Annotated in this window: 21 protein-coding genes; 11 read left to right on the plus strand and 10 right to left on the minus strand. The window is 56.9% G+C overall.

Translation table 11 applies throughout. The features are described from left to right. A partial coding sequence (locus KGZ66_10725) for an ABC transporter permease subunit (GenBank protein MBS3986058.1) occupies positions 1-745 on the plus strand: 745 nt, incomplete at its 5' end. Between the two features lie 15 nt (positions 746-760). Further along, complete coding sequence (locus KGZ66_10730) at positions 761-1,786, plus strand: ABC transporter ATP-binding protein (protein MBS3986059.1); 1,026 nt, start codon at positions 761-763, stop codon at positions 1,784-1,786. 665 nt (positions 1,787-2,451) lie between these two features. Here KGZ66_10730 and KGZ66_10735 read toward each other — a convergent pair. Then, positions 2,452-4,011 carry an IS1182 family transposase gene (locus KGZ66_10735; GenBank protein MBS3986060.1) on the minus strand — a complete coding sequence of 520 codons (1,560 nt, stop codon included), beginning with the start codon at positions 4,009-4,011 and terminating at the stop codon, positions 2,452-2,454. A 186-nt stretch (positions 4,012-4,197) separates the two neighbouring features. Here KGZ66_10735 and proS point away from each other — a divergent pair, with 186 nt between their 5' ends. Next, entirely contained in the window at positions 4,198-5,652 is a 1,455-nt protein-coding gene (proS, locus tag KGZ66_10740; protein MBS3986061.1) for a proline--tRNA ligase, read from the plus strand. Positions 5,653-5,783: 131 nt separating this feature from the next. Here the strand turns inward: proS and KGZ66_10745 are convergent, their stop codons facing one another. Together KGZ66_10745 and KGZ66_10750 are read right to left on the minus strand one after the other, a co-directional pair. Continuing rightward, a complete protein-coding gene (locus KGZ66_10745) occupies positions 5,784-6,287 on the minus strand; it encodes a hypothetical protein (GenBank protein MBS3986062.1) in 504 nt (167 codons plus the stop codon). Between the two features lie 57 nt (positions 6,288-6,344). Then, positions 6,345-7,145, minus strand: coding sequence for a DUF368 domain-containing protein (locus tag KGZ66_10750; GenBank protein ID MBS3986063.1), 801 nt, complete (start codon positions 7,143-7,145; stop codon positions 6,345-6,347). Between the two features lie 138 nt (positions 7,146-7,283). Here KGZ66_10750 and KGZ66_10755 point away from each other — a divergent pair, with 138 nt between their 5' ends. Both KGZ66_10755 and KGZ66_10760 read left to right on the plus strand, forming a co-directional pair. After that, on the plus strand, positions 7,284-7,532 hold the full coding sequence (locus tag KGZ66_10755; GenBank protein ID MBS3986064.1) for a hypothetical protein: 249 nt from the start codon (positions 7,284-7,286) through the stop codon (positions 7,530-7,532). Positions 7,533-7,555: 23 nt separating this feature from the next. Further along, entirely contained in the window at positions 7,556-7,960 is a 405-nt protein-coding gene (locus tag KGZ66_10760) for a hemerythrin family protein (protein ID MBS3986065.1), read from the plus strand. A gap of 17 nt (positions 7,961-7,977) precedes the next feature. Here the strand turns inward: KGZ66_10760 and KGZ66_10765 are convergent, their stop codons facing one another. After that, positions 7,978-8,883: a DMT family transporter gene (locus tag KGZ66_10765; GenBank protein MBS3986066.1), complete on the minus strand. Its 906-nt coding sequence runs from the start codon at positions 8,881-8,883 to the stop codon at positions 7,978-7,980. Further along, a complete protein-coding gene (locus tag KGZ66_10770; GenBank protein ID MBS3986067.1) occupies positions 8,883-9,557 on the minus strand; it encodes a hypothetical protein in 675 nt (224 codons plus the stop codon). The genes KGZ66_10765 and KGZ66_10770 overlap by 1 nt, the downstream gene beginning before the upstream one ends. A gap of 153 nt (positions 9,558-9,710) precedes the next feature. Here KGZ66_10770 and KGZ66_10775 point away from each other — a divergent pair, with 153 nt between their 5' ends. The 3 genes from KGZ66_10775 (at position 9,711) to KGZ66_10785 (ending at position 13,421) form a co-directional block, all read left to right on the plus strand. Beyond that, on the plus strand, positions 9,711-10,112 hold the full coding sequence (locus tag KGZ66_10775) for a hemerythrin family protein (GenBank protein ID MBS3986068.1): 402 nt from the start codon (positions 9,711-9,713) through the stop codon (positions 10,110-10,112). Between the two features lie 256 nt (positions 10,113-10,368). Further along, positions 10,369-11,178 (plus strand): M55 family metallopeptidase, encoded by an 810-nt coding sequence (locus KGZ66_10780; GenBank protein MBS3986069.1) that lies wholly within the window; start codon positions 10,369-10,371, stop codon positions 11,176-11,178. Between the two features lie 68 nt (positions 11,179-11,246). Continuing rightward, positions 11,247-13,421 carry an S-layer homology domain-containing protein gene (locus KGZ66_10785; GenBank protein ID MBS3986070.1) on the plus strand — a complete coding sequence of 725 codons (2,175 nt, stop codon included), beginning with the start codon at positions 11,247-11,249 and terminating at the stop codon, positions 13,419-13,421. A 45-nt stretch (positions 13,422-13,466) separates the two neighbouring features. On the opposite strand, the gene KGZ66_10790 is transcribed toward KGZ66_10785, so the two are convergent. Together KGZ66_10790 and pckA are read right to left on the minus strand one after the other, a co-directional pair. Beyond that, positions 13,467-13,742, minus strand: a complete 276-nt coding sequence (locus KGZ66_10790; GenBank protein MBS3986071.1) for a zf-TFIIB domain-containing protein — start codon at positions 13,740-13,742, stop codon at positions 13,467-13,469. A gap of 87 nt (positions 13,743-13,829) precedes the next feature. After that, complete coding sequence (pckA, locus tag KGZ66_10795; protein ID MBS3986072.1) at positions 13,830-15,380, minus strand: phosphoenolpyruvate carboxykinase (ATP); 1,551 nt, start codon at positions 15,378-15,380, stop codon at positions 13,830-13,832. A gap of 203 nt (positions 15,381-15,583) precedes the next feature. Here pckA and KGZ66_10800 point away from each other — a divergent pair, with 203 nt between their 5' ends. Further along, positions 15,584-16,327, plus strand: a complete 744-nt coding sequence (locus KGZ66_10800; GenBank protein MBS3986073.1) for a polysaccharide deacetylase family protein — start codon at positions 15,584-15,586, stop codon at positions 16,325-16,327. Between the two features lie 48 nt (positions 16,328-16,375). On the opposite strand, the gene KGZ66_10805 is transcribed toward KGZ66_10800, so the two are convergent. The 3 genes from KGZ66_10805 to KGZ66_10815 all read right to left on the minus strand — a co-directional run bounded on the left by KGZ66_10805 (position 16,376) and on the right by KGZ66_10815 (position 18,309). Beyond that, positions 16,376-16,609, minus strand: coding sequence for a type II toxin-antitoxin system HicB family antitoxin (locus KGZ66_10805; protein MBS3986074.1), 234 nt, complete (start codon positions 16,607-16,609; stop codon positions 16,376-16,378). A gap of 96 nt (positions 16,610-16,705) precedes the next feature. After that, positions 16,706-17,932, minus strand: coding sequence for a PD40 domain-containing protein (locus KGZ66_10810; GenBank protein MBS3986075.1), 1,227 nt, complete (start codon positions 17,930-17,932; stop codon positions 16,706-16,708). Positions 17,933-18,105: 173 nt separating this feature from the next. Next, a complete protein-coding gene (locus KGZ66_10815) occupies positions 18,106-18,309 on the minus strand; it encodes a hypothetical protein (GenBank protein MBS3986076.1) in 204 nt (67 codons plus the stop codon). Between the two features lie 346 nt (positions 18,310-18,655). Here KGZ66_10815 and addB point away from each other — a divergent pair, with 346 nt between their 5' ends. Further along, a complete protein-coding gene (gene addB / locus KGZ66_10820) occupies positions 18,656-22,066 on the plus strand; it encodes a helicase-exonuclease AddAB subunit AddB (protein MBS3986077.1) in 3,411 nt (1,136 codons plus the stop codon). Further along, the gene (gene addA / locus KGZ66_10825) at positions 22,059-25,592 is read left to right on the plus strand and encodes a helicase-exonuclease AddAB subunit AddA (GenBank protein ID MBS3986078.1); all 3,534 of its coding nucleotides are present in this window, start codon (positions 22,059-22,061) and stop codon (positions 25,590-25,592) included. Before addB ends, addA begins: the two co-directional genes overlap by 8 nt. Positions 25,593-25,625: the final 33 nt, after the last annotated feature.

Below are 25,625 nucleotides of genomic sequence, written 5' to 3' on the forward strand. Positions count from 1 at the left end.
CCTGCCGCTCGCTTCTTTGGTGGTGCTCGCCTGCAGTGCGCAGTGGCCTTTCCCGCGTCTCCTGCCCTCCGTCTTTACCGTGGACCACATCGCGCGACTCCTCTTCACTCCCCGCCTAGCGGAGGCAGTTAGGACCAGTTTGGCAATGGCCCTGTGCTCAACAGCGTTGACACTGCTGTTGGTGTTCCCAGCCGCAAAGGCAGCCGGGCTTTACAGTTTTCGGGGCAAAGAGGCGCTTAAGCTCTTAGCCTTACTGCCGGTGATGGTGCCGGCGGCGACCGTTACCATGGGTCTGCACTACGTTATGATTAGAGCCAGTCTCGCCGGGACTATGCTCGGCGTAGTCATCGTGCACACCGTCTTCGCGGTGCCGTACGCCTTTAGAATCCTGATGCATGTTTTCGAGCTCACGGGCGAGCGCCACGAGGAGCAAGCGGCGATGCTGGGCGCAGGCCCTTGGTTGGTGTTCTCCGCAATTACTTTGCCCTTGGTAATGCCTGGGATGGTGGCTGCAGCGACCATGAGCTTCATCATCTCGTTCTCGCAGTACATTACGACCTTTATGATTGGCGGTGGCCGGCTCCTGACTGTCCCCCTGCTCCTGGTACCGCATGTGCAGGGAGGCGAGCTGCATGTTGCCTCGGTCTATAGTCTCGTTTTCATCCTTACGGCACTGGTAGCCCTGATTTTACTGCAGGCCTTGGTGCGCCGATACTACCGCGAGACATACTTCCTTAACCCGTGACAAGAGGAGTGCGCGATGTCTAAGATAAATCTGGTGGGAATCACAAAGTCATATGACGCCAAGTTGGTCCTAGATAACTTAGCGTTATGCATAGACAACGGTTCTCTGGTAGCTCTACTCGGGCCTTCCGGAAGCGGCAAGTCTACCTTGCTAAAGCTTATCGCGGGACTTGAGATGCCAAGCGCCGGGCAGGTGCTCTTTGACGACTGCGATGTTACCTTATTGCCGGCGAGGCATCGGCAGGCTGTAATCGTGTTTCAGGACCACTGCCTGTTCCCGCACTTAACAGTGAAAGAGAACGTCGCCTTTGGGCTGCGTGCGCGGGGCGAGAGCAGGGGAGTCATCGACAAGAAGGTCGGCGAAATCTTGGAAGTGGTGCGGCTGCCGCAGCGCAGGAATAGCTTGCCGCACGAGCTTTCCGGCGGAGAAAAACAGCGGATTGCCCTGGCTCGTGCCTGTGTGCTGCAACCTCGCGTACTGCTCTTAGACGAACCTTTTTCGAACTTAGACGTTAACCTGCGGCTCAGCATGCGCGAGTTTGTCGTCGCCCTACAGCGCGAGCTTAAGCTCACCTGCGTTTTGGTCACACATGACAAAGAAGAGGCGTTTGCTATGGCCGAGCGCGTAGCCGTGCTACTTGACGGTCGTTTGGAGCAAGTCGACACACCGGAAAGTCTATACGCGCGGCCCATCAGCCGGAAAGTAGCGACATTTCTCGGGGACTGCAACTTTCTGCCGGGCACCATTCTAGACGGCAAATTTGTCTGCACACTCGGCGCCTTCCCAAACAAGCATTCCACAGGTAACGGCAGACGGGCCATCGGCATGTTGCGCTATGAACATGTAGACTTAGCACGAGGCACCTGCCCGACAAATGGTCGAATTACAGGCAGAGTTTTCGCCGGCCGACAGACGACTTATAGTGTCGAGCTCGCAGACGGAACCATGCTCACTGCGGCCACGTGCAAAGAATTCTTCGCCGTCGGCGATGGGGTTTTCGTCACCTGTGCAGAGCGTGCCATGCAGGTTTATGTGGATTGAAGAGTGGGCCACCAGCCGCCAGCCGCCAGCTACCCTCTCCACATCTCGTTCCACGCAGTTGACTCCTCCCCTCGCACATGCTAAGATAGCTCAAAGCTTTGATGGGGCCAAACCAGGCAGGCAAGCAGAGAGTTAGCGGTTGGTGCAAGCTAACGAGGCGCCTGGCACCCACCCCGGAGCTGGCGGCGATGAGCCGCACCGGACCCACCGTTATCGGGCTTGAGTGGACTGCGCGCTGCGTAGTCAATCAGGGTGGTACCGCGAGCTTACTCGTCCCTTGCATGGGGCGAGTTTTTTGCTTTCAAGAAGCTCCGTGCTCCGTGCTGAGCAGCATGAGGTACGGGAAGAATTCTGCGGGATGGGGCGGATTTTTTGGATAGTGCGGGACAGGGTGGCTGCCGTCACTTCTTGCTTAATCAGCGCCATCATGCTAATCAAACCTAATCCGGATTAAACCGTTCCCCGCCCAAAGCTGGCGGCTGGCGGCTGGCGAGCCTGTCTGAGAAAAGGCCTTTGAAAGGGGCGGCAGCCCACCGTTTAGCCGTGCTTTTCCAATAGGTGGATGGTAGCTGAAATTTGAGCCTGTTGTAGGGAGTAAGTCTACCACTCACCCCCCCTCTAGCGGGGTTTCGTGCCCCCGTTCTGCAAAATGAGACAAAGATACCCTAGACCATTCTCGGCAACACTTCAGCCCTGGCGCGCCGTAGGTGGCATAGAATGTTCGTAATGGCCGAGATAAGGTTTAGTGTGTACTCGACATTGCGTTTGCCCCAGCGTCGTAACTTGCGCATTCCGGAGGCAACAGCGATTCCGTAGAAAGCACGCTCCACCACGTAACGATCCTTCATTACGACCTTGTACTCTTCTGTACTACATCTGTTGTGCGCTGCCTCGTTTAACGAGTAGAATCTGCTGATCTCGATGCGTTTTCGTTGGTCCTTGCCACGACAGGTGGAGAACCTTTCACAACCTCTGCAGTTTTCAACCAGAAAGGAGTAGTGCGTCTTGTTGTTCACTTCCTTGCCCGGCTTACCGTGAACCCCATTGGGACAAACTATGGTCTTCTTGTCTGAGTCATACGTAAATCCCTCTGGCAGGGGCTTGAAATTGGTCGGTTTTGCATAAAGATCAAACCCATTGGTCTTGGCAAACTCCTGGTTCTCACCCCAACCGTAAGCGCTATCTGTGCCCATGATTTTTGGCTTAAGCTCGTTCTCTGCTAGCTGTTCTGAAATTGCTGGAAGCTCATTGCCATCTGCAACGTTGCCGGGACTTACGGTGGTGGCGGTGATGACCCCCTGCTTAGTTACCGCAATGTGTGCTTTGTAGCCATTGAAGGTTTTTAGCTTACTCTTCCGCCCATATCTCGCTTCTGGGTCTGCTACAGAAACTATCCTATCTTGGCTTTCATGGCGCTTCAGAGTTTCTACGCCACCCTCGGTCTTCTTTAGGCTCTGGCTAAGGACGGTACGCAACACGGCGACTTCTTCTGCAGCGTCTCCGATGGCCGCACCCTCTACGAGTTCGAGCAAGGTTGTTGCCTGTCTGTATACTTCCCGCAGCACTTCCGCACGCTTCACCTCGCTAAGCTTGCCCTCATCAAAGCGCCCTGCCTTTTCTTGTCTGGTGATGTGCTGTAAGTAATCCCCAAGCCCGATGTCTCGCAGCTCTTGATGAGAAACTTGCTCAGATTTATCTAGTGCGCGAACAACGTTAGAGATAGCGCGCCTAGTGAGGGCCACCGGACTGACGATGGTGATTGCAGGCTCAATGTGTGTTGCGTCTACGAACATGGTCTCACTACTCTTGACCAAGCCCGAATCAACCATGTGTCTAAGAACCAAGGCGAATAGCTCCTTGTCTTTACCGTGTTTGCGCAGCCTGTTCCGATGGGCGTCAAAAACGCTATGATCAAAGCCCTTATGAAAGGCTGGGAGCCCCAAGGCAAACTTAATCTCTAGGTTGTAGCGAACGCGTCTTTCCAGTTCGCGATCTGAGAGGTGTAGGTACTCCTGCAGAGCCAGGGCAGCAGTGAGGATAACAGGATCGTTCGCGGGGCGGCCCAACCGCTCGTGGTACATGCCATCAAAAAAGTCTTTTGGGAGAAGGTTAGCAAAGAAAGACCTAAAGGCCCGCGCCCAATGGTTTGGCGGAATCATCTCTTCGAAAACCATGTCCCCATCGAACATGTCTAATTGCGCAAACTCCCGACCCTTACGTATCATAGTGCACCTCCAAAGAAGTAGCTTGCATTAATATTCGCCATTTATAGATGCAACTCCTTCTTTTGGAGACTAATTCGTCAAGTTTCTAGACAGGTTCCCTGGCGGCCGGCGGCCTCTCCCCAAGCGACAAGCGACAAGGGACAAGGGACAAGCAACAAGCTACACCAAAATAAAGGAGTGACTACCATGTCCGAACAACGCAAACTAACCTCCCAGAGCGAGGACTTCTCCGCGTGGTATCTTGAAGCTATACAGAGAGCTGAACTCATGGACTACGCGCCCGTGCGCGGCTGCATCGTCTTTCGTCCCGAAGGGTACGAGCTCTGGGAGCGCATCCAAGCAGGGCTCGACGCGCGGTTTAAGGCCACCGGGCACAGGAACGCCTACTTTCCCATGCTTATCCCAGAGAGCTTTATGCAAAAAGAGAAGGAGCACGTCGAAGGCTTTAACCCCGAGCTCCCTTGGGTGACAGAGGCCGGCGGCGAGAAGCTAGAGGAGCGCCTAGCACTGCGTCCTACATCCGAGACCATTATCGGGCATATGTACAGCAAGTGGATTCAGAGCTACCGCGACCTGCCGGTGCTCCTGAACCAGTGGGCCAACGTCTTTCGCTGGGAAAAGCGCACCCTGCCGTTCTTGCGTACGTCGGAGTTCTTATGGCAGGAAGGCCACACCGCTCATGCCGATGAAAGCGAAGCACGCGAGGAAACCATGCGCATGCTCGACATCTATGCCGAGTTTGCCGAGCAGGAAATGGCTGTACCTATGGTCAAAGGGCAAAAAACGCCGTCCGAGCGTTTCGCCGGTGCAGTCGACACTTACTCGATTGAAGGCATGATGAAAGACGGCAAAGCGCTGCAAGCAGGCACTTCGCACTATCTAGGGCAGAACTTCGCCGCAGGGTTTGACATTAAGTTTCTGGACAGGGACAACCAGCTTAAGCTAGTCCATACGACCTCGTGGGGGGTCTCCACCCGCCTGATTGGCGCGCTGGTGATGGTGCACGGCGACGAAAAAGGCGTTGCGCTGCCGCCGCGCCTAGCCCCAACCCAAGTAGTCATGATTCCGATTGGGCCGCCCAAGCTCCGCGAAAAGGTTATGGAAAAATTCGACGGAGTGTTTACGGCACTTAGACAGGCGGGGGTACGCGTAAAGAGCGATATCAGCGACGCAACGCCCGGGTTTAAGTTTAACGAGTGGGAAATGCGCGGTGTGCCGCTGCGCCTTGAGCTTGGCCCGCGCGATGTCGACAGCAACCAGTGTGTTCTCGTGCGGCGTGACACCGGCGAAAAGACAACGGCCAGCCTAGAGAACATCGTGGCACGCGTCAAGATGCTGCTTGACGAGATTCAGCTTAACATGTACCAGCGTGCGCTTGCCTTCCGCTCTGCTAACAGCCACACGCACATTGAGTCACTGGCCGACCTCACGAACCATATCTCCGCCAAAGAGGCATCAGGCGAGCTAGCCGGCTGGGTGCTGGCCGGCTGGTGCGGCAAAGAGTCGTGCGAGTCCGCCATCAAGGAAGAAACGAAGTTCACCTCGCGCAACATCCCCTTCGACCCCCCGACGACCAAGACCCACTGCATAACCTGCGGCGCACCGGCCTCGACCACTCTCTGGCTAGCCCGAGCCTACTAGAAAGAACAAAAGAAAAACAAAAGGGACGGTTCTTCCTGTATTGAAGAACCGTCCCTTGTGTTCATGACCCACATGCTCTCGTGCTTTCCTTCAAGATGTCAGGGCATCCTCGCAAAGCAATAGACACTAAATTATTGCCCCCCAAGCAGTCGTCTTTCGATTGCGATGCTGTCTTCGCGACTGGTTGCCGGGGCCGCGAAGTTCACGTTATGCTCAGGGAAGAGGCCCTCTACTTGCTGCAGCCACCCGGAGAGAGCACTTAGATCGCTGGCCAAATAGAATCCGCCCTTAAGCTGGATCAAGTGATCGGCATTGACTATCCCGACAAGAGTGGGGCTACTCTGCCCGCGCCAGCGCTCCCGAATCCAATGCCAGCGCATGGCCATATTGCCGGCAGAGCTGCCTATTGTGCCTATGCGAACGCCATTGACTATAATTGAGCCTGTGTAACGGTGGTGAGAGATAAGGCTTCTGTGCAGGTATCCCTGCAGTCGTATCTCGGCAGCTTGATCGACTGCGCCGTCGTGGGTGTATAGCCAACCCTGGTAAGTGCGGTCGACCATCACCGGGTTCCAGTATTGAAACAACGCTATCCCGAGCAGGACTCCAATCACAGAGACAATTAGACGTTTCATCCAGTACCTCCTCCCGAGCCCGTTATGCGCTGCGAACACTGGCGTCCTCCCCCGTCCTCAGGCACGCGCGCAGAATTTTAGCAGCAGAGCGCTTAGCATGATGCCGGCAACGAAGACGCCCGCATCGAGAAAAAGCATCCAACCGAGTGTGATATCTGGCCATATGAGCAGGGCCGAACCTAGCAAGAAGCCGAGGATAGAGTAATAAGCCAGCCCGTGGTAGCGCGCAAATACCTGTTCGACGGCGCGCACAAGGAGCACTATCCCTAAGCCAAAGCCAAGCCCGGCCGGGACTAGCACGGGGATGTCGACGGTAGCGATTGCGCGCAGGAGGTCGTCATACGACCCGATATGGATAAGGACAAAGGAGGAACTAATCCCAGGGATAATCGACCCTATGGCATATATGAAGCCAAAGTAAGTGTAGTGCAGAGCGGAGAACGCCCCGTCCGTCACGCGCGGCCACGCCAACAGCTCGGCTCCGCGGTACATAACTGTGAGCGCAGTAATCGTCGCCAACACGTAGCGCAAGCGAAACCCGGTGCTGTTGGCCTCGCGGATAAGGGCAGGCAGGCTCCCTGCTACAAGGCCGAGAAACAGGAGTTTAACTTGGCTGGGATAAGCGAGCATCAGCCATTCCATAATGCGGGAGAAGGCCAGCACGCCTACCAGCCCGCCACAGGCTAAAGGCAAGAGAAAAAGTGCGTTCTTGCGGAAGCTTCGCGAAAGCGAACTCAGCGCGCGGATAATCGGTTCGTATATGCCCATGGCCGCCGCCAGAGCTCCGCCACTTAGCCCCGGCGTTATCCCAGCGATTCCAATCACTAATCCCAAGACAATGTCGCGTGCAAAACGCATGCCGTTCCCTCGCTTCGCTGATGTTTCTTAAGTCTATTCGCTTATGGGTTATCCGAGTCCTGCGCGCGGATGGAAACTAGCAGGAGACAGTTAGCCTTGCGCAGAAATATACCTTATCGCAGAGGAAGGAGGTAGAGCATGTTAAGCGCAGTAATCGCCGTTTTGATTTCTCAGCGCACTGATGATGCACCGAAGTTTCAGGAGGTGCTGACGAAGCACGGTTGCATCATTAGAACAAGGCTAGGGCTACATGAGGTAGACAATTGCCGTGAGGACGGCCTAATCATCCTACACGTGTCGGGAACCGACGAAGACGTGACATGCTTGGCAGCTGACATTAACGCTCTTAAAAATATCAGAGCTAAAGTCATGAAGCTCGATTTCTAACTATGAAGTAGGGGGATGCGAACATGCCGGTTAAATGGAACGATACCCTAGCCGTCGGTGTAGCCCAAATTGACGAACAACACAAGGAGCTGTTTGAGCGGATGAACAATCTGCTCGAGGCCTGCAATAAAGGCAAGGGAAAGGAAGCAGTACGCCCAATGATTGCCTTTCTTGAGGAGTATGGCTTAGAGCACTTCAGCGACGAAGAGAAACTGCAGAAAGCCGCAGGGTACCCACAGTACGAGCAACACAGACAGCTACATAGCGATTTCTTGCGCAACGTACGCATGTTGAATGCTAAGCTTGAGGAGCACGGGCCCACGCTACCTTTTGTCATTGAGGTTAACACGACAGTGGTTAACTGGCTGACCGCTCATATTAGTAAGACCGATAAAGAACTCGGGGCATTCCTGAAAGCAAAAAGGTAAGGTATAGGTCGTGGGCACTAACATGCAGCTTGGGGCGGCACTTGCCTATGTTCGTAAATCGCTAGCCATACGCCGGAGATAATTAGCCCACCCCCAACTAACATGGCGGGCGTTACGTTCTCGCCAAGGAGCACAACAGCCCAGATAATGGCGAAAACCGGGATGAGAAAGAGCGAGGTGGCGGCCTGCGAGGCTTGCACTCGCTGCAACAAGTAGAAGTAAACCACGACGGATACGGATGTTGGAACGACAGAGAGATAGAAAGTGATTAGCTTGTGGGAGACCGATAGGTCTCCCCAGTTTACATGGCGGTCTAAGACTAGACTTGCGGCACACAGGAGAACAGCCCCCACACTGGTGGACCATGCCACTACGATGGGGGGCTCTTCGTGGTGGAGAACTTGTTTACTCAATACAGTATAGATGCTAAAGCCCATGGCTGCTGCTACAATCAGCAGGTTGCCGACGCTATTTCCCCAATCGGTAATGCCGCGTCCGTCGGTCGTAACGAGGTAGACACCCACAAAAGCGAACACGAGCCCGACAGCTTTGTGCTTGCTGAGCTTCTCTCCCAGAAACAAAAGTGAGAGCACGACTGTAAAGAGCGGGTCAATAGTACTGAGCAGGCTGGCACTGCCGGCTGCCGTACGCGCTAAGCCTAAGTTTTGTAACAGATTATTGCTGAAGATCCCCACAAATCCAAGCAGCACATAAGTCCTGTAACGACGACAGAAAGACCCATAGACTGCAGGCCAGCCGAAAGCATAGATGGCATAACCTAACAGGCACAGCGCTCCGATGCTAAAGCGCAGTGCGGCAAGCGAGGTGGGTGGGATATGCTCCAGCACCAGTTTTGAAAGCGGAAAGACGGTAGACCATATCACTACCGGGGTTAGGAGAAGTAAGTGAAGCGGTCGAGCCATTAAAACCCGAAGCGGCGATCGTGTAGCCAAAACACCGGCAGAGCCACAAGCGAAACCGTAAGCTGGTCGACTACTTGCCTATTGCGGGACGACTGATGGGCCTCTGCCTCTTTGCGCTGTGTCTCGAGATTGCGCCTGACTTCGTCTACATCGACGGTGCGCGGTGTTTGCTGCCCCTCTGGTCTAGGGCCATGGAAGCGGTGCATGTCGTAGTGGAAGTAGGACCACTCCACGTTCACCGCTTGCTCCACTAGGGTAGCGATACCGGCCGAGAGGGAGTAGAACAAAATTAGGAAGGAGATGCCGCTGACCAGGAAAAAGTAGAAATTGCGGACAGTCGGCTCCATCTCGAGCTGCTGGGAGCGCCCCGTTCGTTTCCAGAACCAAGCGAAGCTGCCAAGCGAGACAACGAGCAGAATCAGGCTGCGAATTAAGCCTGCTGTAGTAGTTCGCCTTGCCTGCTCTGCCGTTAAGTCGTTTAGGAATTCCTCGGCGGCGGGCGTAAAGGTGACTATATCGGTTGAGAATTTGGCGGGCCGCACGTTGTCGTTTAGGTCAAGCAGGAGGTAGAGCCCTTGCCTGACGAAGGCCGCGGCGTGAAACACCGACGTGACAAGTAGCACCGCAGCCAACAGGTAGACGTACAGCGCGGGCAGGTGGAAAAATTTCTGCATTAAAACTATCCTCTCTCGGGAGAGTTGCCCCCAGTACAATTATACTACGCGCGGCGCCGTTTTCCTGCGCAGCAGTTTCTGCCAGTGTGTTTAGCTGGGGCAGGACTTGCGCCTAGCGACGGAGAATTGCCTAGAGAGAAGAGGAGGTGCCCTATGGCAATAAAATGGCATGAATCACTATCTGTCGGGGTTCCAGAGATTGACCAACAACACCAAGAGCTTTTCCGGCGGCTTAATCAACTGCTTGAGGCGTGTAATCAGGGAAAGGGCAAAGAGTCGGTACGAGAGTTGGTTAATTTTCTGCAGGAGTATGTGGTCGAGCATTTTGCCACCGAGGAGAGACTGCAAAAGCAACACGGGTTTCCGGGCTACGCCGAGCACCGCGCCAAACATGCGGAGTTTATGAGGGCTGCGGGGGAGCTCAAGTTCACCTTAGAAGAACAAGGCCCGACTTTGCCGTTTATTATCGCTGTCAACAAGGTCGTTGTAGACTGGCTCGCCCAACACATCAGCAAAATGGATAAGGAGTTTGGCCGCTTTTTGGCGACAAAGTGAGTGAGCTGTGAGCTTTGAGCTGTGAGCGGTGAGTGGTGAGCGGAGAGCAATCGTGAATCATGAATCAGGAATCGTGAACTAGGGAGCGGGCCCGGTCAGGGCTTTCCGCTTTCCGCTTTCGGCTCTCCGCCGTAAGCTTCGCCTTCTACCAGCAGCCAGGAGCTAGGAGCCAGCGCCCCTCATTCCACGAAGTGCTAAGTGCGCAGTGCCAAGTGCCAAGTGCCAAGTGCCAACATTACCCCAGGGGAGTGATACTGTGAGCAATGAACTCAAGATCTATATATCCGTAGACATGGAAGGCGTTACCGGTGTAACGCGCTTTGAAGACGTAGAGGTCGGGAAGCCTAGGTATGAGCACTTCCGACAATTGATGATTCGTGAAACAAACGCCGCCATAGAAGGTGCGCTTGCCGCCGGGGCTACGCAGGTCGTGGTGCGCGACGCGCATGATTCTGCCTGTAACCTCCTGCCGGAGGAGCTTCACCCGGCGGCGCTCTTAATCAGCAACTGGTCAGGGGGCGTTTTTGGCATGATGGAGTGCATCGACAGCTCGTTTGCCGCAGCAGTCTTCATCGGCAACCACGCCAAAGCCAACGCACCGCATGCCATCCTTAAGCACACCATGAGCCTCGCGATTAGCGACTTGCGAGTTAACGGCATGTCCTTGTCCGAGGCGGGGTGGAATGCCCTTATCGCGGGATACTACGGTGTGCCGGTAGTCTTTGTGTCGGGCGACAAAGCGGTGTGCGAACACTGCCAGAGTCTGTTCCCCAATGTCTATACCGTAGCCGTGAAGGAAGCGGTAGGGTCGGCATCAGTTAACCTGCACCCCGCAAAAGCGCGCGAGTTGATTCGTGCCGGGGTCGAGCAGGCCGTGCGCGAGCGCGCCAAGTGCACCCCCTTTGTCTTGGCTCAGGGCTACACGGTAGAGATTGAGTTCACCAAAGAAGACAAAGCCTACCGCGCACAGTGGTATCCAGGGGCAGAGCGCGTGAACGAGCGGACGGTGCGCTTTATGTCCGACGACTTTTTGGCTTGCCTGCGCTTCTTTGATTTCGTGAGTTGAACACAATGCGTGGAACATTTTTCCCCTACCTGCGTCTAAAAGCGGAACAATGTTTTAGGAGGGGTCTTGTGAAACGCATTTTCGTTCTGGTGCTGGTAGCCATCGTGTGTCTCACCTCTGCTTTGCCTGCGGCGGCGCGGGTGGATGAGAGGCTGACGGCGGCCGTACAGCTTGCCAAGCAGTTTTTCCCGGAGACCGACAACTTCCGCAACTTCCGCTCGGGCCTCGATACGCGCGGCGATAGGGCAGTCTTTAGCCTACATTGGTCGGGCGCAAATACCGACCCGGCAGGCCATAACCCGTCTAGCCTGTGGGTGAGCGTGGATATCAGCCGGAGACTGGTAGTCTCTTTCCGGCACGAGCCGTCAACTCCCCGCACGACGCCGCCGAGCCTTACCGCCATACCGCAGTTTGACCGTGCGCATGCGGAGAGAGTCGCGCGCGAGTTTGCACAGCGCTTGGCTCCCACGCAGTTTGGCACCATGCGCCTGCACCACGTAGACGAACCGGCGATAAGAATCGGCAGGCGTCACTGGCCGCACTTCTACACGCTAAGCTACATCCAGTTTGTAAACGGCATCCCATTCGCCCCAAACTCCGTGCGTATTGCTGTTAATGCCGACACCGGCGCGGTGCAGATGTACGACCTAGCCTGGGAAGACTACACCTTCCCCCCGGCGACAGGTGTCATTTCGCAGGCAGAACTTGAGCGCGTGTTTGGGCAGGTTGGGCTTAAGCTTGTCTATCAGCGCGTGCAGTGGTGGCGCCCCATGCAAGATAAAGAGAGTGAGCCATTTCTGGCTTTTGTGCTTGAGGATGGCTCCTCGTTGGCCATTGACGCTTTCACCGGCAAGGTGACGCGCATCGGGTGGCATGGGGCTTTCCCGCCGCGAGCCATAGTCGAAGGCATGGCACAACAAGATGCCCGGCAAGGACTTACTCCCGCGGAGCTAAAGGAAATTGAGTTCGTGGCCGGCTTATTGCCGCTTGAGCGGGCCGAAATTATTGCGCGGGAAATAACTGCGCTCCCGCCCACGGTGCCGCTGACGAGTAGCCAGCTGTACGTGCGGGGAGACGGTGAAATGCGCCTGTGGCAGCTGCACTTCTCTCAGCACGATAGAGACGTGCAAGTTTGGGCGCAGGTGACGCTAGACGCCAAAACAGGTGCGCTCATTAGCTTCCACTACTCCGATGACGAGAAAGCCGAGCCCAAGCCAAGTCTTACGGCTGCGGAGGCGCAGCAACTCGCGCAGGCTTTTCTGCAACAATGGGCCGCCGACAAGTTCCCGAATGTAAGGCTTGAAGTAAGCGGCTCAGGGGGCGTGGAGCCCCATTGGTTTACATTCCGCCGCTACGTCAATAACATTCCGGTGGCAACCGACCAACTTGGCGTGACAGTGCGCCACGACCGGCGCGTGACGAGCTTTCACTCCAACTGGTATGAAGGCAAGTTCCCCTCTCCGGCAGGCGCGCTTACTCCTGCGCAAATGACGGCCTTGTTCCTACGGGAGCACGGTCTTCACCTCGAGTATGTGCTTGACCATCAGGCAGACGACGTAACCGCCGAGGCAAAGGCGTCTTCGCCCATGCCTATGCCTATGCCTATACCAAGGCCCGAGCCCGTGCCCGGACCGGTAGTAAGGCTGGTGTTTAGACCCAAGGCCTTGCCTTCGTATTCCTTTGATGCCTTCACCGGTAAGAATATCGACCATACAGGCGAAGAGATAAAGCCGGTTGTTAAGCCCGTTTACACAGACATTGCCGGCCATTGGGCAGAACGCGATATAGCTCAGCTGGTAGGTCTCGGACTCCTGCGGCTGCCGGGCCCGGCGTTTAAGCCTGACGCAGTCATAACCGTGGGCGAGTTCCTGCGTGTTTTGGCGGATGCCTCCGGCATGAGCGGCGACTTTACGACTATGACTCGCTCGTTTGCCGTGCAAAGCGGCATACTAGAGCAGCCCGAGGCCGAAAAAGTCGACCTCAATCTACCTCTTACCCGCGAGTTGATGGCCTATTACCTAGCTCGCCAACAGGGACATGGCCAAACGGCCGCCTTAAGGGGCATTTGGGCGACTCCGTTTAGGGACTTTGCCCAAGTGGCACCTGAGTACCAAGGCTCGGTAGCCGTAGTGCACGCCTTAGGCCTCATGGCTGGCGACACGGCGGGCAACTTCCTGCCGCAGCAGCAAACTACACGGGCCCAAGCCATAGTCATTATTGGGCGTATGCTACACATGAAGTAGCACGTAAAGAAACCACCCCGTAGGAGAGCCTACGGGGTGGTTATCTTAGAAGTCAAACAGGTCGCCAAGCAGTGACTTGCGGCGGCGAGGGTCGCGCCTGTCGTCATCGAAGCGTTCCGAGCGAGGTTCGCCGCGCTCTTGGCGCTCATTGCGTTCCTGACGCTCGCCGCGCTCCATGCGCTCCGGCCCGGATAGCTCGATAATCTTATCGAGTTCCCCCCGGTCAAGCCAAACACCGCGGCACTTAGGGCAGTAGTCTATTTCCACACCTTTGCGTTCAGACATCTTAAGCTCGACGTTCGGGCAGACAGGGCATAGCATGGCAATTACCTCCAATCAGCAGTAACTAAGCTTATCATACTATAGTCTGGCATGACCTTCAAGGTAAGTACATGCAGGAGGCGCAACTCAATTAGATGGTTGGCCCGTCTTGGCTGTGAAGTTATCGGCGAAACGCTGAGCTAGGTTTTGTGCGGTGCGGTCGTAGGCAGCTTTGTCGGCCCACGCATCACGTGGGCGCATAAGTTCTTTTGGGATGCCGGGAACATCCTCCGGCACAAACCCGTGGAACAGTGGGTCTTCCCTGTAGCTGCACCTCTCTAGGTCGCCGTTTAGCACCGCAGTGATGATCGCCCGCGTGTAGGCGATAGAGATGCGCCTGCCCACGCCATATGGCCCACCCACCCAACCGGTGTTAACGAGGTATACTCGCGCTTTACTTTCGGCGATGCGTTTGCCCAAAAGCTCAGCATAAACGCCAACAGGCAAAGGCAAGAATGGGTCGCCAAAGCAGGCGGAGAAAGTGGCCTCCGGCTCTGTTACGCCGCGCTCGGTACCGGCCAGCTTACTCGTGTAGCCGGAAACAAAGTGATACATGGCTTGTGCGGGTGTGAGTTTGGCTATGGGAGGCATGACGCCAAAGGCGTCCGCCGTAAGGAAGATAATGTTTTCGGGAATGCCACCCACACCGGAACGCGAGGCGTTAGGAATAAACTCCACCGGGTAGCAGGCGCGCGTGTTTTCGGTTATGGCCTGACTATCATAGTTTGGCAGGCGAGTGTCGTCCGCAACAACTACGTTCTCTAACAGGGCGCCGAACCTGAGCGCGTTATAGATCTGCGGTTCGTGTTCGGGCGATAGTTTGATCGTCTTGGCATAACAGCCACCTTCAAAGTTGAACACACCGGCATCGCACCAGCCGTGTTCATCGTCACCAATCAAAGTGCGGTCCGGATCAGCGGAGAGCGTGGTTTTGCCCGTGCCGGACAAGCCAAAAAAGAGGGCTACGTCGCCATACACGCCTTGATTGGCCGCACAGTGCATTGGGAGAATGCCACGCTTAGGCAACAGGTAGTTCATCACGGAGAATGCGGATTTCTTAATTTCACCGGCGTACTCGGTGCCGCCGACTAGAATTACGCGCCGCGCAAAACTAATGATAACAAAAGCCTCCGAGTTGGTGCCGTCCTCACTAGGGTTAGCCTTAAACTCGGGCGCGGAGATAACAGTGAACTCAGGTTTGAAGTCTGCCAGTTCATGCTCACTCGGGCGACGGAAGATCTGCTTGGCAAACAAGTTGTGGTAGCTCAGTGAGTTAACCACCCTAACGCATAGGCGCGAGTCGCCTGCCGCTCCGACAAACCCATCGCAGACAAAAGCCGCCTTGCCCACAAAGTGAGACGTCACTTTGTCGTACAAAGCGTCAAAGCGTCTCGGACAGAACGGCTTATTCACTTTGCCCCAGTCAATTTCGGCGCGAACAGCCGCATCGTCGACGATAAACCTGTCGTTAGGGGAGCGGCCGGTATACTTGCCGGTGTAAACAGCCAGTGCGCCTGTGGCGGTCAGCATGCCTTCGCCGCGTTTTAGTGCATGCTCCACCAGCTCCGGCACGGTCAGGTTGTAGTGCAGTGCGGCTAAACCCGTAATCCCCAAATAGGCGAGCGAGTTATTCTCCATCGTCTCTAGCTCCTTGCCTTGTTGCATGTAATACACGATACAGAATACAAGATACAAGGGCGAGAGGCAAGAGAGGGGAACGGAGGAGTGAGAGTTAGGGACGGAGGAGTGCGACATCGACACTATAGCAGGATTGCGCCGAAAATTGTCGAAAATGAAAGAGAAGACTTTGGTCGGCGTGCTGAAGGAAGGAAGGGTCGCCTTTGAAACGTATCCATAAAGTGCTTGTGATAGCAGGCTGCCTTGCGTTAGCGGTTCTTGCGTACGGGTTTAGCGCGGAGCCCCAAGGCATACCGATACTAATCTATCACGAGGTAGGCCCCGTCTGGGGTGGAGACGCACAGATGTTTGTGGAGCCTTCCGTGTTTAGAGCGCAGATGCAGTACCTGCAGGAGAATGGCTTCACCACGATTTCACTACAAGACCTGTACAATCATTTTTCGCGCGGCTACTCCTTGCCGCCGCGCCCCGTAGTCATAACTTTTGATGACGGATACGCGGGCGTCTACCGGCACGCTTGGCCCATCATGCGTGAGTACGGCTTCAGGGGGACGCTGTTCGTGACAGACTACATAGATGATTACCTCTACATGACCAAGGAGCAGGTGGCCTCCCTAGTTGAGGATGGGTTTGAACTAGGGAATCATAGCCGCTCCCACAGAGACTTGCGCGCTAAAGATGACCACGAGCTAGTACACGAGGTCGCACATTTCAATGAAGAGCTCGAAACTACGTTCGGCGTGGAGGTCATCGCTTTCTGTTACCCCATGGGCTTCTACGATGAACGTGTGGTGAAGGCTGTAGAGCAAGCGGGATTGCGCATTGCCGTCACGGTGAGACAGGGGAGAGCCGCTCCAGCGCAAGGCCTGCTAACCCTGCATCGCATACCGATTTTTAGGCACGATTGCGTGCGAAGCTTCGCCCGCAAAATCGGCGGAAGACCGTAAACGGGGAGGTGTCAGCGCATGAATCTGGCTACGGACACCCCAATATCTTTAGCTATTTGACGAAGTAAGATAGGTGAAACATCTCTCCCCGGGTGAAATGGTACAGTCGTGCGGCGACCGTTTTCCCCCGTCTTCCAGTAGCATTTCAATTACTTCTCTAAGGTTCTTGTTTAACTCCTCAAGCGTATCGGCTTGTGAGTGTGCGCCTGCAAACCCTGGAACGTAGCCCACATAAAGGCCCGTGTCGGAGCACTTCTCTATTACTGCGGTGAAAGACCTCATGCTTCATACCCCCTATACCGTCTGGTCGCAGATAAGTGGCTGCGGCGTTGTAGTTGCCATAAGTGTAGCATATGCAGAAACTGACGGCAATTGCCTCTAGCCTCCCCAATCAGGGTTCTCGTTGCTGCCGCGCGCGGTGATTTGGATTGGCCGCGTGTGTGGACTGACGACGGTGAGCTGAGGCGCGATAGCTAGGCAGTTGCTGTAGGCAATGCTGCGTGAGTCCGGGCTAAACACCAGCCGCCCGGCAAAACAAGCGGTGTCGGTGAGGTCGTGCTCTTCTGCGCCCTCACGATTCACCACGCGCACGATACCGCGCAGCCCCATCGGCCCGGCATCAGTAGAGGCGTTATAGGCAAGATGCTGACTGTCTGGCGACCAAGCTGGATTAAAGTCATGGCCGAGCGGACCGGGTGGCGTCTTGGTTACTGCACCCGTAGCGAGATCCACGATGTATACCCCCGCTGCACTTACCGCCGGAAAGGCGTACGCGCCCTTCGTGCCATCGGGAGAAACCACCAAAGAGTGAATCTCGCCAGGCTCCGTGAGATGCGTTATTTGTCGCTTGTCGGTACCGTCAATGTTTATGGCGTAGAGCTGGCTTTGACCGTTCTCGGTGCGCACGAAGACAATGCGCTTGCCGTCTGGCAGGTAATTTGGCCAAGTGCCTTCGGTAATAAAGTTCGTGTGCCCCGTGTGGACGTTAATCGTAATAATAAAGGGCACAACCTCCCGGCGACTAAAGGCAATGGTGGTGCTGTCCGGCGACCAGTCGAAGTCCGTGTAGATCTGCAGGTTTTCGATCAGGCGATCAGACCTAAGCGTCTGCACGTCCGTAGTCCACAAAGCGTTGCCTCGGCCTAGGAAGGCCACCAAGCGGCCGTCAGGCGACCAGCGCGGGACGGAGGATTCAAGCGCCAATCTGAACGTGATGCGCCGCGCGCGGGGATCCCCGGGGCTTCGCACAAAGAGGTCCGGTCGACCCCTGCGTGTCGAAAGCCAAACGAGCGAGCCTTGCGCTCTAGGCAATAGCGCGGGAATGACGAGCGCCTGCCCTGGGAAAATGGTGTAGGGCGGGCTCAAGCTGTTGGCCGCGGCTATGACCTCTACTGGTAAGTCATAACGCTCGGCAAAAACCCAAAGGCTGTCTCCCGGCTGCACGCGCACCCGAATCGGCCCAACTGCCGGCACCAGCAAATGCCGGCCAACCTCTAGCGGCTCCGCCAACTGCGGGTTAGCTGCCCGGATTAGATCGACAGAGGACCGAAACTGCTCGGCGATAGAGGCTAGCGTATCGCCCTCTTGTGCGGTATAAATGTACAATCCGACCACCCCCAAACTGACTGCTACAGCATATGCCAGCTGTCAGTATTCGGACAGTTGTCCAAGAGGAATGCGGGTGGGGGAGGGCGAATAAGTGCTCAGTAGAGCGGTGTCGTGTTGGCGCAGCTAGTGGACAAAACCCCTGCGCTTCTAAGTGCGCGCGGGGGTCCATACTAGACGCGACCTAAGTTGCGTGCGTCCATAAACGTTTCGGGGGAGACAGCGAGGGGGAACTCTTCGAGATAGAGCTCAGTCGCCTCGCGCAGGTTGGCCAAGGCTTCCTCTATAGTTTCGCCTTGAGTGGTTGTGCCCGTCTCGGGGTTAAAGGCCACATAGCCTCCCTCTTGCGCTGGCATTATTACTGCGGAAAGTTCCATAAGCTCACCCACCATCTAGAAAATCTTTCGAAAATACTTTACCCTAATGCGCTATAAAACTCAAGGCAGAGCGATTTGGCCGTGCTTCGTGCTTCCGTGGAAAGCCGGTTCCCCTTTGACCTTTTACCTTGTACCTTTCCACCCTCCTACTGATAGCTGATAGCTGAGCTCTGATAGCTGACATTTTCCCGGTCCACTCCCTAGTTCACGGTTCATGATTCATGATTCCTGATTCATGATTACCCACCGCCCACCGCTCACCGCTCACCGCCGGCGGTCGGCAGACCTCTCCACAAGCGACAAGCGACACAAGCCACAAGAGACAATCCAAAGAAGGAGGTCCCCCATGTCCTTGCGCCTTATCCTTGGCCGCGCCGGCAGCGGCAAGAGCGCCTTTATCGAGAACGAAATTGCGGCTGAGGTAGCAGCCGACCCATTGGGCGCGCCGCTTTGGGTCCTAGTGCCCGAGCAAGCGACCTTTCAGGTGGAAAGAGCGCTGTGCGATAAGCTAGGGGGCCTGATGCGCGTACGCGTCGTGAGCTTTCAGCGCCTGGCGCACATCGTCATGAACGAGGTGGCCGGCGCGGCGCTTACTCCGATTGGCGACCTTGGCAGACTAATGCTTATGCGCAAAGTCATAGAGGAGAACAAGAGCAGCTTGCGTCTGTTTGGGCGCGCCGCGCGTGGGCCCATGTTCGCCGGCAAAGTGGTGGAGCTTGTCTCCGAACTAAAGCGCTATCGCATTACGCCGGAGGCGCTATCCGTTGCCCTAAGCCTTAATCTTCCGGCGGCGCTAAGCAACAAGCTGCACGACCTGCACTTGTTGTACAGCGCCCTGACAGAAAAGTACGGCCAAGTGTCCCTCGACAGCGACGACCGCCTGGCCTGGCTAGCCGACCACGTCAGCAGTTTCGCACCTTTACGCGGAGCGCGGCTCTACATAGACGGATTTACCAGCTTTACACCGCAAGAGGCCAGTGTGCTCCGCCACTTGTTTCGCTTTATGCAGGCTTCGCTTGCCCTCACCTTACATCCTTCGCTCTTAGATGCCAGCCTTGACCAAAGCCACCCCTTCTTCTCGCCGTGGGAGACGGCGCGACAGTGTCGACAACTCGCTCTCCGCCAAGGTGCCCAGGTAACCGTGCAGCCGCTCTATCCGCCCGAAGTACAGGGCGATGTCACCCCGTTAGCTTACCTCGAAGCGAACTACTTCGACATTACAGCTAAACCGTGGGAGGGAGCGGCACCCGAAATATCCTTTACCGCGGCCGAGACGCGCCGGGCCGAGGTCGAGTTTGTGGCGCGCGAGATTATCGCCCTCTGCCGGGAGCAGAAGCTGCGCTACCGCGACATTTCCGTCGCCGCCCGCGACTTGTCGCTGTATGAGCCCTTACTCACCGAGGTGTTCTCAGTCTACGACATACCCTTCTTCCTAGACCAAAAGCGCGCCGTGCCGCACCACCCGCTGTTTGACCTGCTCACCTCAGCTTTAGAGGCCGCTCTCCTCGGCTTCCCCTATGAGCCGACCCTACGCTGTCTGAAGACCGACCTGTGGCCGCTCGCGCGCGATGTCGTGGACCGCCTCGACAACTTCGCCCTAGCGATTGGGGCCCGCGGCGCGTGTTGGACTGGCGAAGCCGACTGGCACAGCCTGCAACACGTAAGCGAGGAGAGCTTAGCAGAGCTCAATTCGGCTCGGCGCGAGGTGGCCGCGCATTTCGCACCACTAGCAGATAAGCTCAAGAACGGGACACAGGTGCGGCACTACGCCGAAGCTCTAATCTCCTTCTTAAGTGCCCTAGCGGTCGAAGATCGACTGACGCAGTGGGCGCTTTCACTGCGCTCTAGCGGCGACATAGAAAGCGCACGCGTGCACAGCCAGGTGTGGCAAGCGGTAGATCAGCTCCTAGCAGAACTCGTAGCCACACTCGGCCAAGAGCAGTTGCCGCTAGAAGATTTCGCGCGCGTGGTGGAGTCGGGCCTCGAGGGAGTTAGGCTCGGGCTTATCCCGCCTTGCCTCGACCAAGTGCTAGTTTTAGAGCTAGGCCGCTCCCGCAGCATCGCCACGCGCGCAAGCTTTCTTCTTGGCGTCAACGACGGCGTATTGCCGGCGCGGCAAGGCTCACCCGGCCTCCTTACCGACGAGGAGCGCGCCCTGCTGCACCACTCATGCGCGATTGTGCTCGGGCAGTCCGCCCAGCGCCAGCTCTTTGAAGAAGAGTTTCTCGCCTATGTCGGGCTTACGCGCGCCGCCGCAAGGCTCTTTCTCTCTTATGCGCAGGCCAACGAGGATGGGACGGCGCTCCGCCCTTCCTCGGTGATGCGCCGCCTACAGCAGCTCTTCCCCGCAGTGAAGCTAAAATTCGCCGGCGCGGAGGCACCGCTAGCCGCGAGCGAAGCGCTAAACTATCTGGCCCATCCGGTCAGTGCGGCAGGATATTTGGCCGCAGAACTACGCAAGATGCGCCTTGGCGGCGAAGTCTCGCAGGTGTGGTCAGACGTGTACAACTGCCTGCGAGCCGACACGCGCTCGCACGCACTCGTCGAGACATTAGCGCGCGGGTTGCGCCACCGCGTCAGCGTCCAGGATTTGCCGCGCCAGCTAGTAAGGCGCCTTTACGGCGGGGTGTTGCGCGGCAGTGTATCGCGGCTGGAAAGGTTTAGGGCCTGTCCCTTTGCCCACTTCGCCTGCTATGGCTTGCGGCTACGCGAGAGGCCGCTGTATAAGCTTGCCGCCGTCGACATCGGCAACTTCTTTCACCTCGCGCTTGACCGCTTTGTCGGGCACATGCAGGAAAAACGCCTCGACTGGGCAGAAGTTACCCGCGAGGATTGCCGCAGTATATCCCAGGGAATCGTGGCGGGATTGGTCCCGCAAATGGGCATTCTCGCTAGCAGCGCTAGGCACAAGTATCTTACAGAGCGGCTGCAGCGCGTCGTGGAGCGCTCGGCGCGCGCAATGGGCGAGCACGCTAAGCGGGGCAAGTTCCGCCCCGTGGCCGTGGAGCTAGCTTTCGGGCAAGACGGCGCAAGTCTGCCGGCAGTCAAAATTACGCTGCAAGACGGCACAGAAATGGAGCTATCCGGACGCATCGACCGAGTAGATGCAGCTACCGCGGAAGAGAAAGTCTATGCGATGGTGGTGGACTACAAGTCCGGCGCCAACAAATTGACACCGCTTGAAGTCTATTATGGGCTGAAGACACAGCTGTTGACGTACCTTGACGTCGTGCTTCGCTACGCCCCGCAGTTGTTTAACCAAGCGGCACGCCCGGCTGCGGCCGTCTACTTTCGCGTGCAAGACCCGGTGTTAACCCTGCCGGGCCCGCTCGCGCCGGCAGAGGCCGAAGCGGAGAGCCAACGCAAATTTCGCTTAGAGGGCATGGTAGTAGCGGACCAAACCGTCGTCAGTTTGTTAGACAATACCATAGCCGACCGTTCCGAGATAATCCCGGTAAAGTTGTCGGCTAAAGGTGAACTGAGCGGCAGCGGCTTGTGGACGGAAGCACAGCTAGAAAGCATGCTCTGTCACCTTAGGCAAAGCCTCGCGGAAGCGGGGGAGGAGATTATGGCGGGTAGGGCAGCCGTCGCCCCTTTTCGCTTGGACAAAGACACTGCCTGCACCTACTGCGAGTTCTTGCCTGTCTGCCAGTTTGACACGCTACATCCCGACAGCCAATATCGCCGCTTAGAGAAGCACGACGAAGCGACGGTGTGGAACTTAGTGTGCGAGAAAGGGGGTAGCGGCAATGTCTAACTGGACCTTAGCACAGCGCGCAGCCATCGACCTGCGCGGGTGCAATCTCCTGTTGTCGGCGGGTGCCGGTGCCGGCAAAACAGCCGTGCTGGTAGAGCGCATTATCCGGCGCATTCTCGACCAAAACAACCCGGTTGATGTCGACCGGCTACTGGTTGTTACGTTCACAAACGCCGCAGCAGCCGAAATGCGCGAGCGCGTGGCAGGTGCGCTGCAGCAGGAACTAGCCAAACAACCCGACAACGACCGCCTGCGGCGGCAAATCACGCTGTTAGGTAGAGCAACGATAACTACATTGCATTCGTTTTGCCTGGAAATTCTCAGGCAAAAGTTTTATCTCGTAGGGCTTGACCCGGCCTTTCGCGTCGCCGACGCCACGGAGTGCGCACTAATGCAGGTTGACGTCTTGGAAACGTTACTCGAAGAAAGCTATACGACGCTTGACAGCGCTTTTGTCGCTTTGGTCGAGGGGTTTGGCGGCCGTAACAGCGACGAGGGCCTACAGAAAATAATCTTTGAACTTGCCGACTTTGCCCTCAGCCAACCTAAGCCGGAGCAGTGGCTAAAGGACGCTAGTGCCGCCGTGGCCGTTAATGATATGGCCGACGTCCTGCAGAAGCCCTGGTTTGACGGTGTGCTGCGGCAAGTGCGCGGCAAACTCGCCGTTGCCCGCGACCACCTCGAAAGTGCCCTCGCCATTGCCGAGGTCGGCCCGACGCACTACTGCGCAGTAATTAGCTCTGAACTAGCCGCCTTGGAAAGTCTAATTGCAGCCGACTTCACCACTTGGAATAACATGCGTGAAGGCATCCTGAATATGGCTTTTGGGCGGTTGCCATCGAAGCGCGGTTACGACGCGCCTGACAAAGATGCTTGCCAAAACGCGCGTAACGCTGCCAAAGAGGCCATTAAGGACTTAGCCGGGGGCTACCTCGCGCCGAGCGAGGACGAGGTCGTAGCCAGCCTAAAGCTAGCAGAGCCGCAGGTAGCCATGCTGACCGAGCTAGCGCTTGATTTTCTGGCACGTTACCGGGCGGCTAAGCAAGCTAAGGGCATCGTCGACTTTAGCGACCTTGAGCACCTAGCCTTAGCCATTCTCACGGACGCCAGCGAGGACTCAGGTGCGGCGGGCGAGTTGCGAGCTCGCTTCGTCGAGGTGTTAGTAGACGAGTACCAAGACATTAACGCCGTGCAAGAGACAATTCTTCGTGCCGTGGCGGCCGAAAACAACATGGTTATGGTGGGGGACGTCAAACAAAGCATCTATCGCTTTCGCCTAGCCGACCCAAACCTGTTCCGCGCCAAGGAGCGCGAGTTTGCGACGCCTGCGCGGGGACAGTGCTTATACCTCGCCGACAATTTTCGCAGCCGTCCGGCCGTTATTGCCGCCATAAACTTCATCTTCAGGCAGCTGATGTCCGCGAGCTCGATTGGTGAAGTCGACTACGACGCGCGCGCAGCGTTAGTGGCGGGGGCCAAATATCCGGCGGGAGAAAACCTCGCCCCGACCGAAGTTGCCGTCTGTTTGCTCGAGCGCAAAGAGTCCGACACGGCACTAGCCGACCTTGACGCTAACACCCGCGAGGCGCGCGTCGTGGCACAGGAAATAGCTCGCCTCGTGGAAGGAGCGTGCGTCTCTGTCTGGGACAATAGCGCGCAGGCGTATCGCCCGGTGCGCTACCGCGACATAGTGGTGCTCCAGAGGGCTACCGCCGGCCGCGCCGACGTTTTTGTCGATGTCTTTGCCGAACACAATATCCCTTCCTATACCGATGCAGTGGGAGGGTATTTCCGCGCGACGGAGGTGCATGTCTGCCGCAGCCTGCTTAAGCTTATCGACAACCCGCGCCAAGACATACCCCTGGCGGCCGTATTGCGCTCGCCGCTTGTGGGGCTCGACGCAAGCGAATTAGCAGAGATTCGCCTAGCGCAGAGTGGGAGCTACTGGGATGCAGTCGTCGCCAGTGCGCCCCACCACGCCAAACTGCAGTTGTTCTTAACGAGGCTTGAGAATTGGCGCGATATGGCGCGGCGCGGCGGCCTGCCGGAGCTAATCGGGCAGATATACCGCGAAACGGGCTATTATCTCTATGTCGGCACCCTGCCGGGCGGCAGACAGCGCCAAGCGAACCTGCGGGCGTTACTCGACCGCGCGCACCAGTTTGAGACTACTGCCTACAAAGGCCTGTTCCGTTTCCTGCGGTTTATCGAGCGCTTGGAAGAACAAGAAGGCGACCTCGGCAAGCCCAATACTTGCGGCGAAAACGACGACGTCGTCCGGATTATGAGCGTGCATAAGAGCAAGGGACTTGAGTTCCCGGTAGTCTTTGTGGCGGGCTTGGGTAATAAGTTTAACTTGCGCGACCTCTCCGGGCAGGTGCTGGTACACAAAGAGACCGGTATCGGGCCTAAAGTCGTAGACGTAGAGGCGCGCTCTGTCTATCCGACGCTCGTGCACCGATACTTAAGCGACGTGCTGCGGCGCGAGAGCTTATCCGAGGAACTGCGAGTGCTCTATGTGGCACTTACCCGCGCGCGCGAAATGCTGTATTTAGTGGGCGCAATAAACAAGCGTGACGAAAAAATCGCAGAGTGGCGGCAGTTTGGCCAGAGCGGGCCTAGGCTAGTCGCTGCGCATCTTATGGAGGGTGCGGGCAACTACTGGGATTGGCTCGGGCCGGCCGTGTTCTCGCACGCCCCCGAGGTAGCTTTTGCCCGGCTGAGCGAGACGGCGCCGCTCGTTCTCGCCAGCAGCCAAGTAGACACGCCGTCGGCGTTCCTCGCTGCTGTGACGCAGTTGGGCGAACTGCCAGACGGTCCATACAGCGCCGAGGTTGCGCGCCGTTTAGGCTATCGCTATCCTCACACGGAGAGCACCCGCGTGGCCGTGAAGACCTCGGTATCCGAGCTTAAGCGCCGTCGCCTCGCGGAAGAGCAAGAAGAAGAAGCCCACACCGCACCTGCGGTCGCCGCGTTTCGCCGCAGCCGCCAGCAGCTCGTGCAGGAGCCAGGCGCGCTGACTGCCGCCGAAATCGGCACAGCCATGCATATGCTTTTGCAGCACGTCGACCTTAGCGCAGAGCTTACGGAGGACTACTTTGTAGCCCTAAAAGCCACTATGGTAGCCAAGCACCTGCTCACGCCAAGAGAAGCCGAAAGCTTCTCGCACCTGCCGATCGCCGCGTTTTTTGCCGGGGATTTGGGCCGAAGGCTCTTGGCGTCGCCGCGCGTCTGGCGCGAGCTTCCCTTTAGTTGGCGGGTCCCCGCGCAAGAAGTGCACCCTAACGTGCGCGACGAATTCGTCTACGTGCAGGGAGTAATTGACTGCCTATTTAGCGAAGGCGATGCTCTGATTCTGGTTGATTACAAGTCCGACCGCGTCACAGAGGACACAGCGCAAGCCGCAGGCGAGCGCTACCGCCCGCAAATTGAGCTCTACGCCCGCGCCGTCGAGTCTCTCTTCAAACGCCCAGTCGCCGAGCGGTACATCTACTTCTTTGCGCTGGGGCGGGGGATGCAGGTGTAGTGTGGGGGGAGCAATGGATTAGTTTTGCCAACT

It is taken from the genome of Selenomonadales bacterium (assembly GCA_018335585.1).
In the GTDB taxonomy this organism is placed as follows: Bacteria; Bacillota; UBA994; order UBA994; family UBA994; genus UBA994.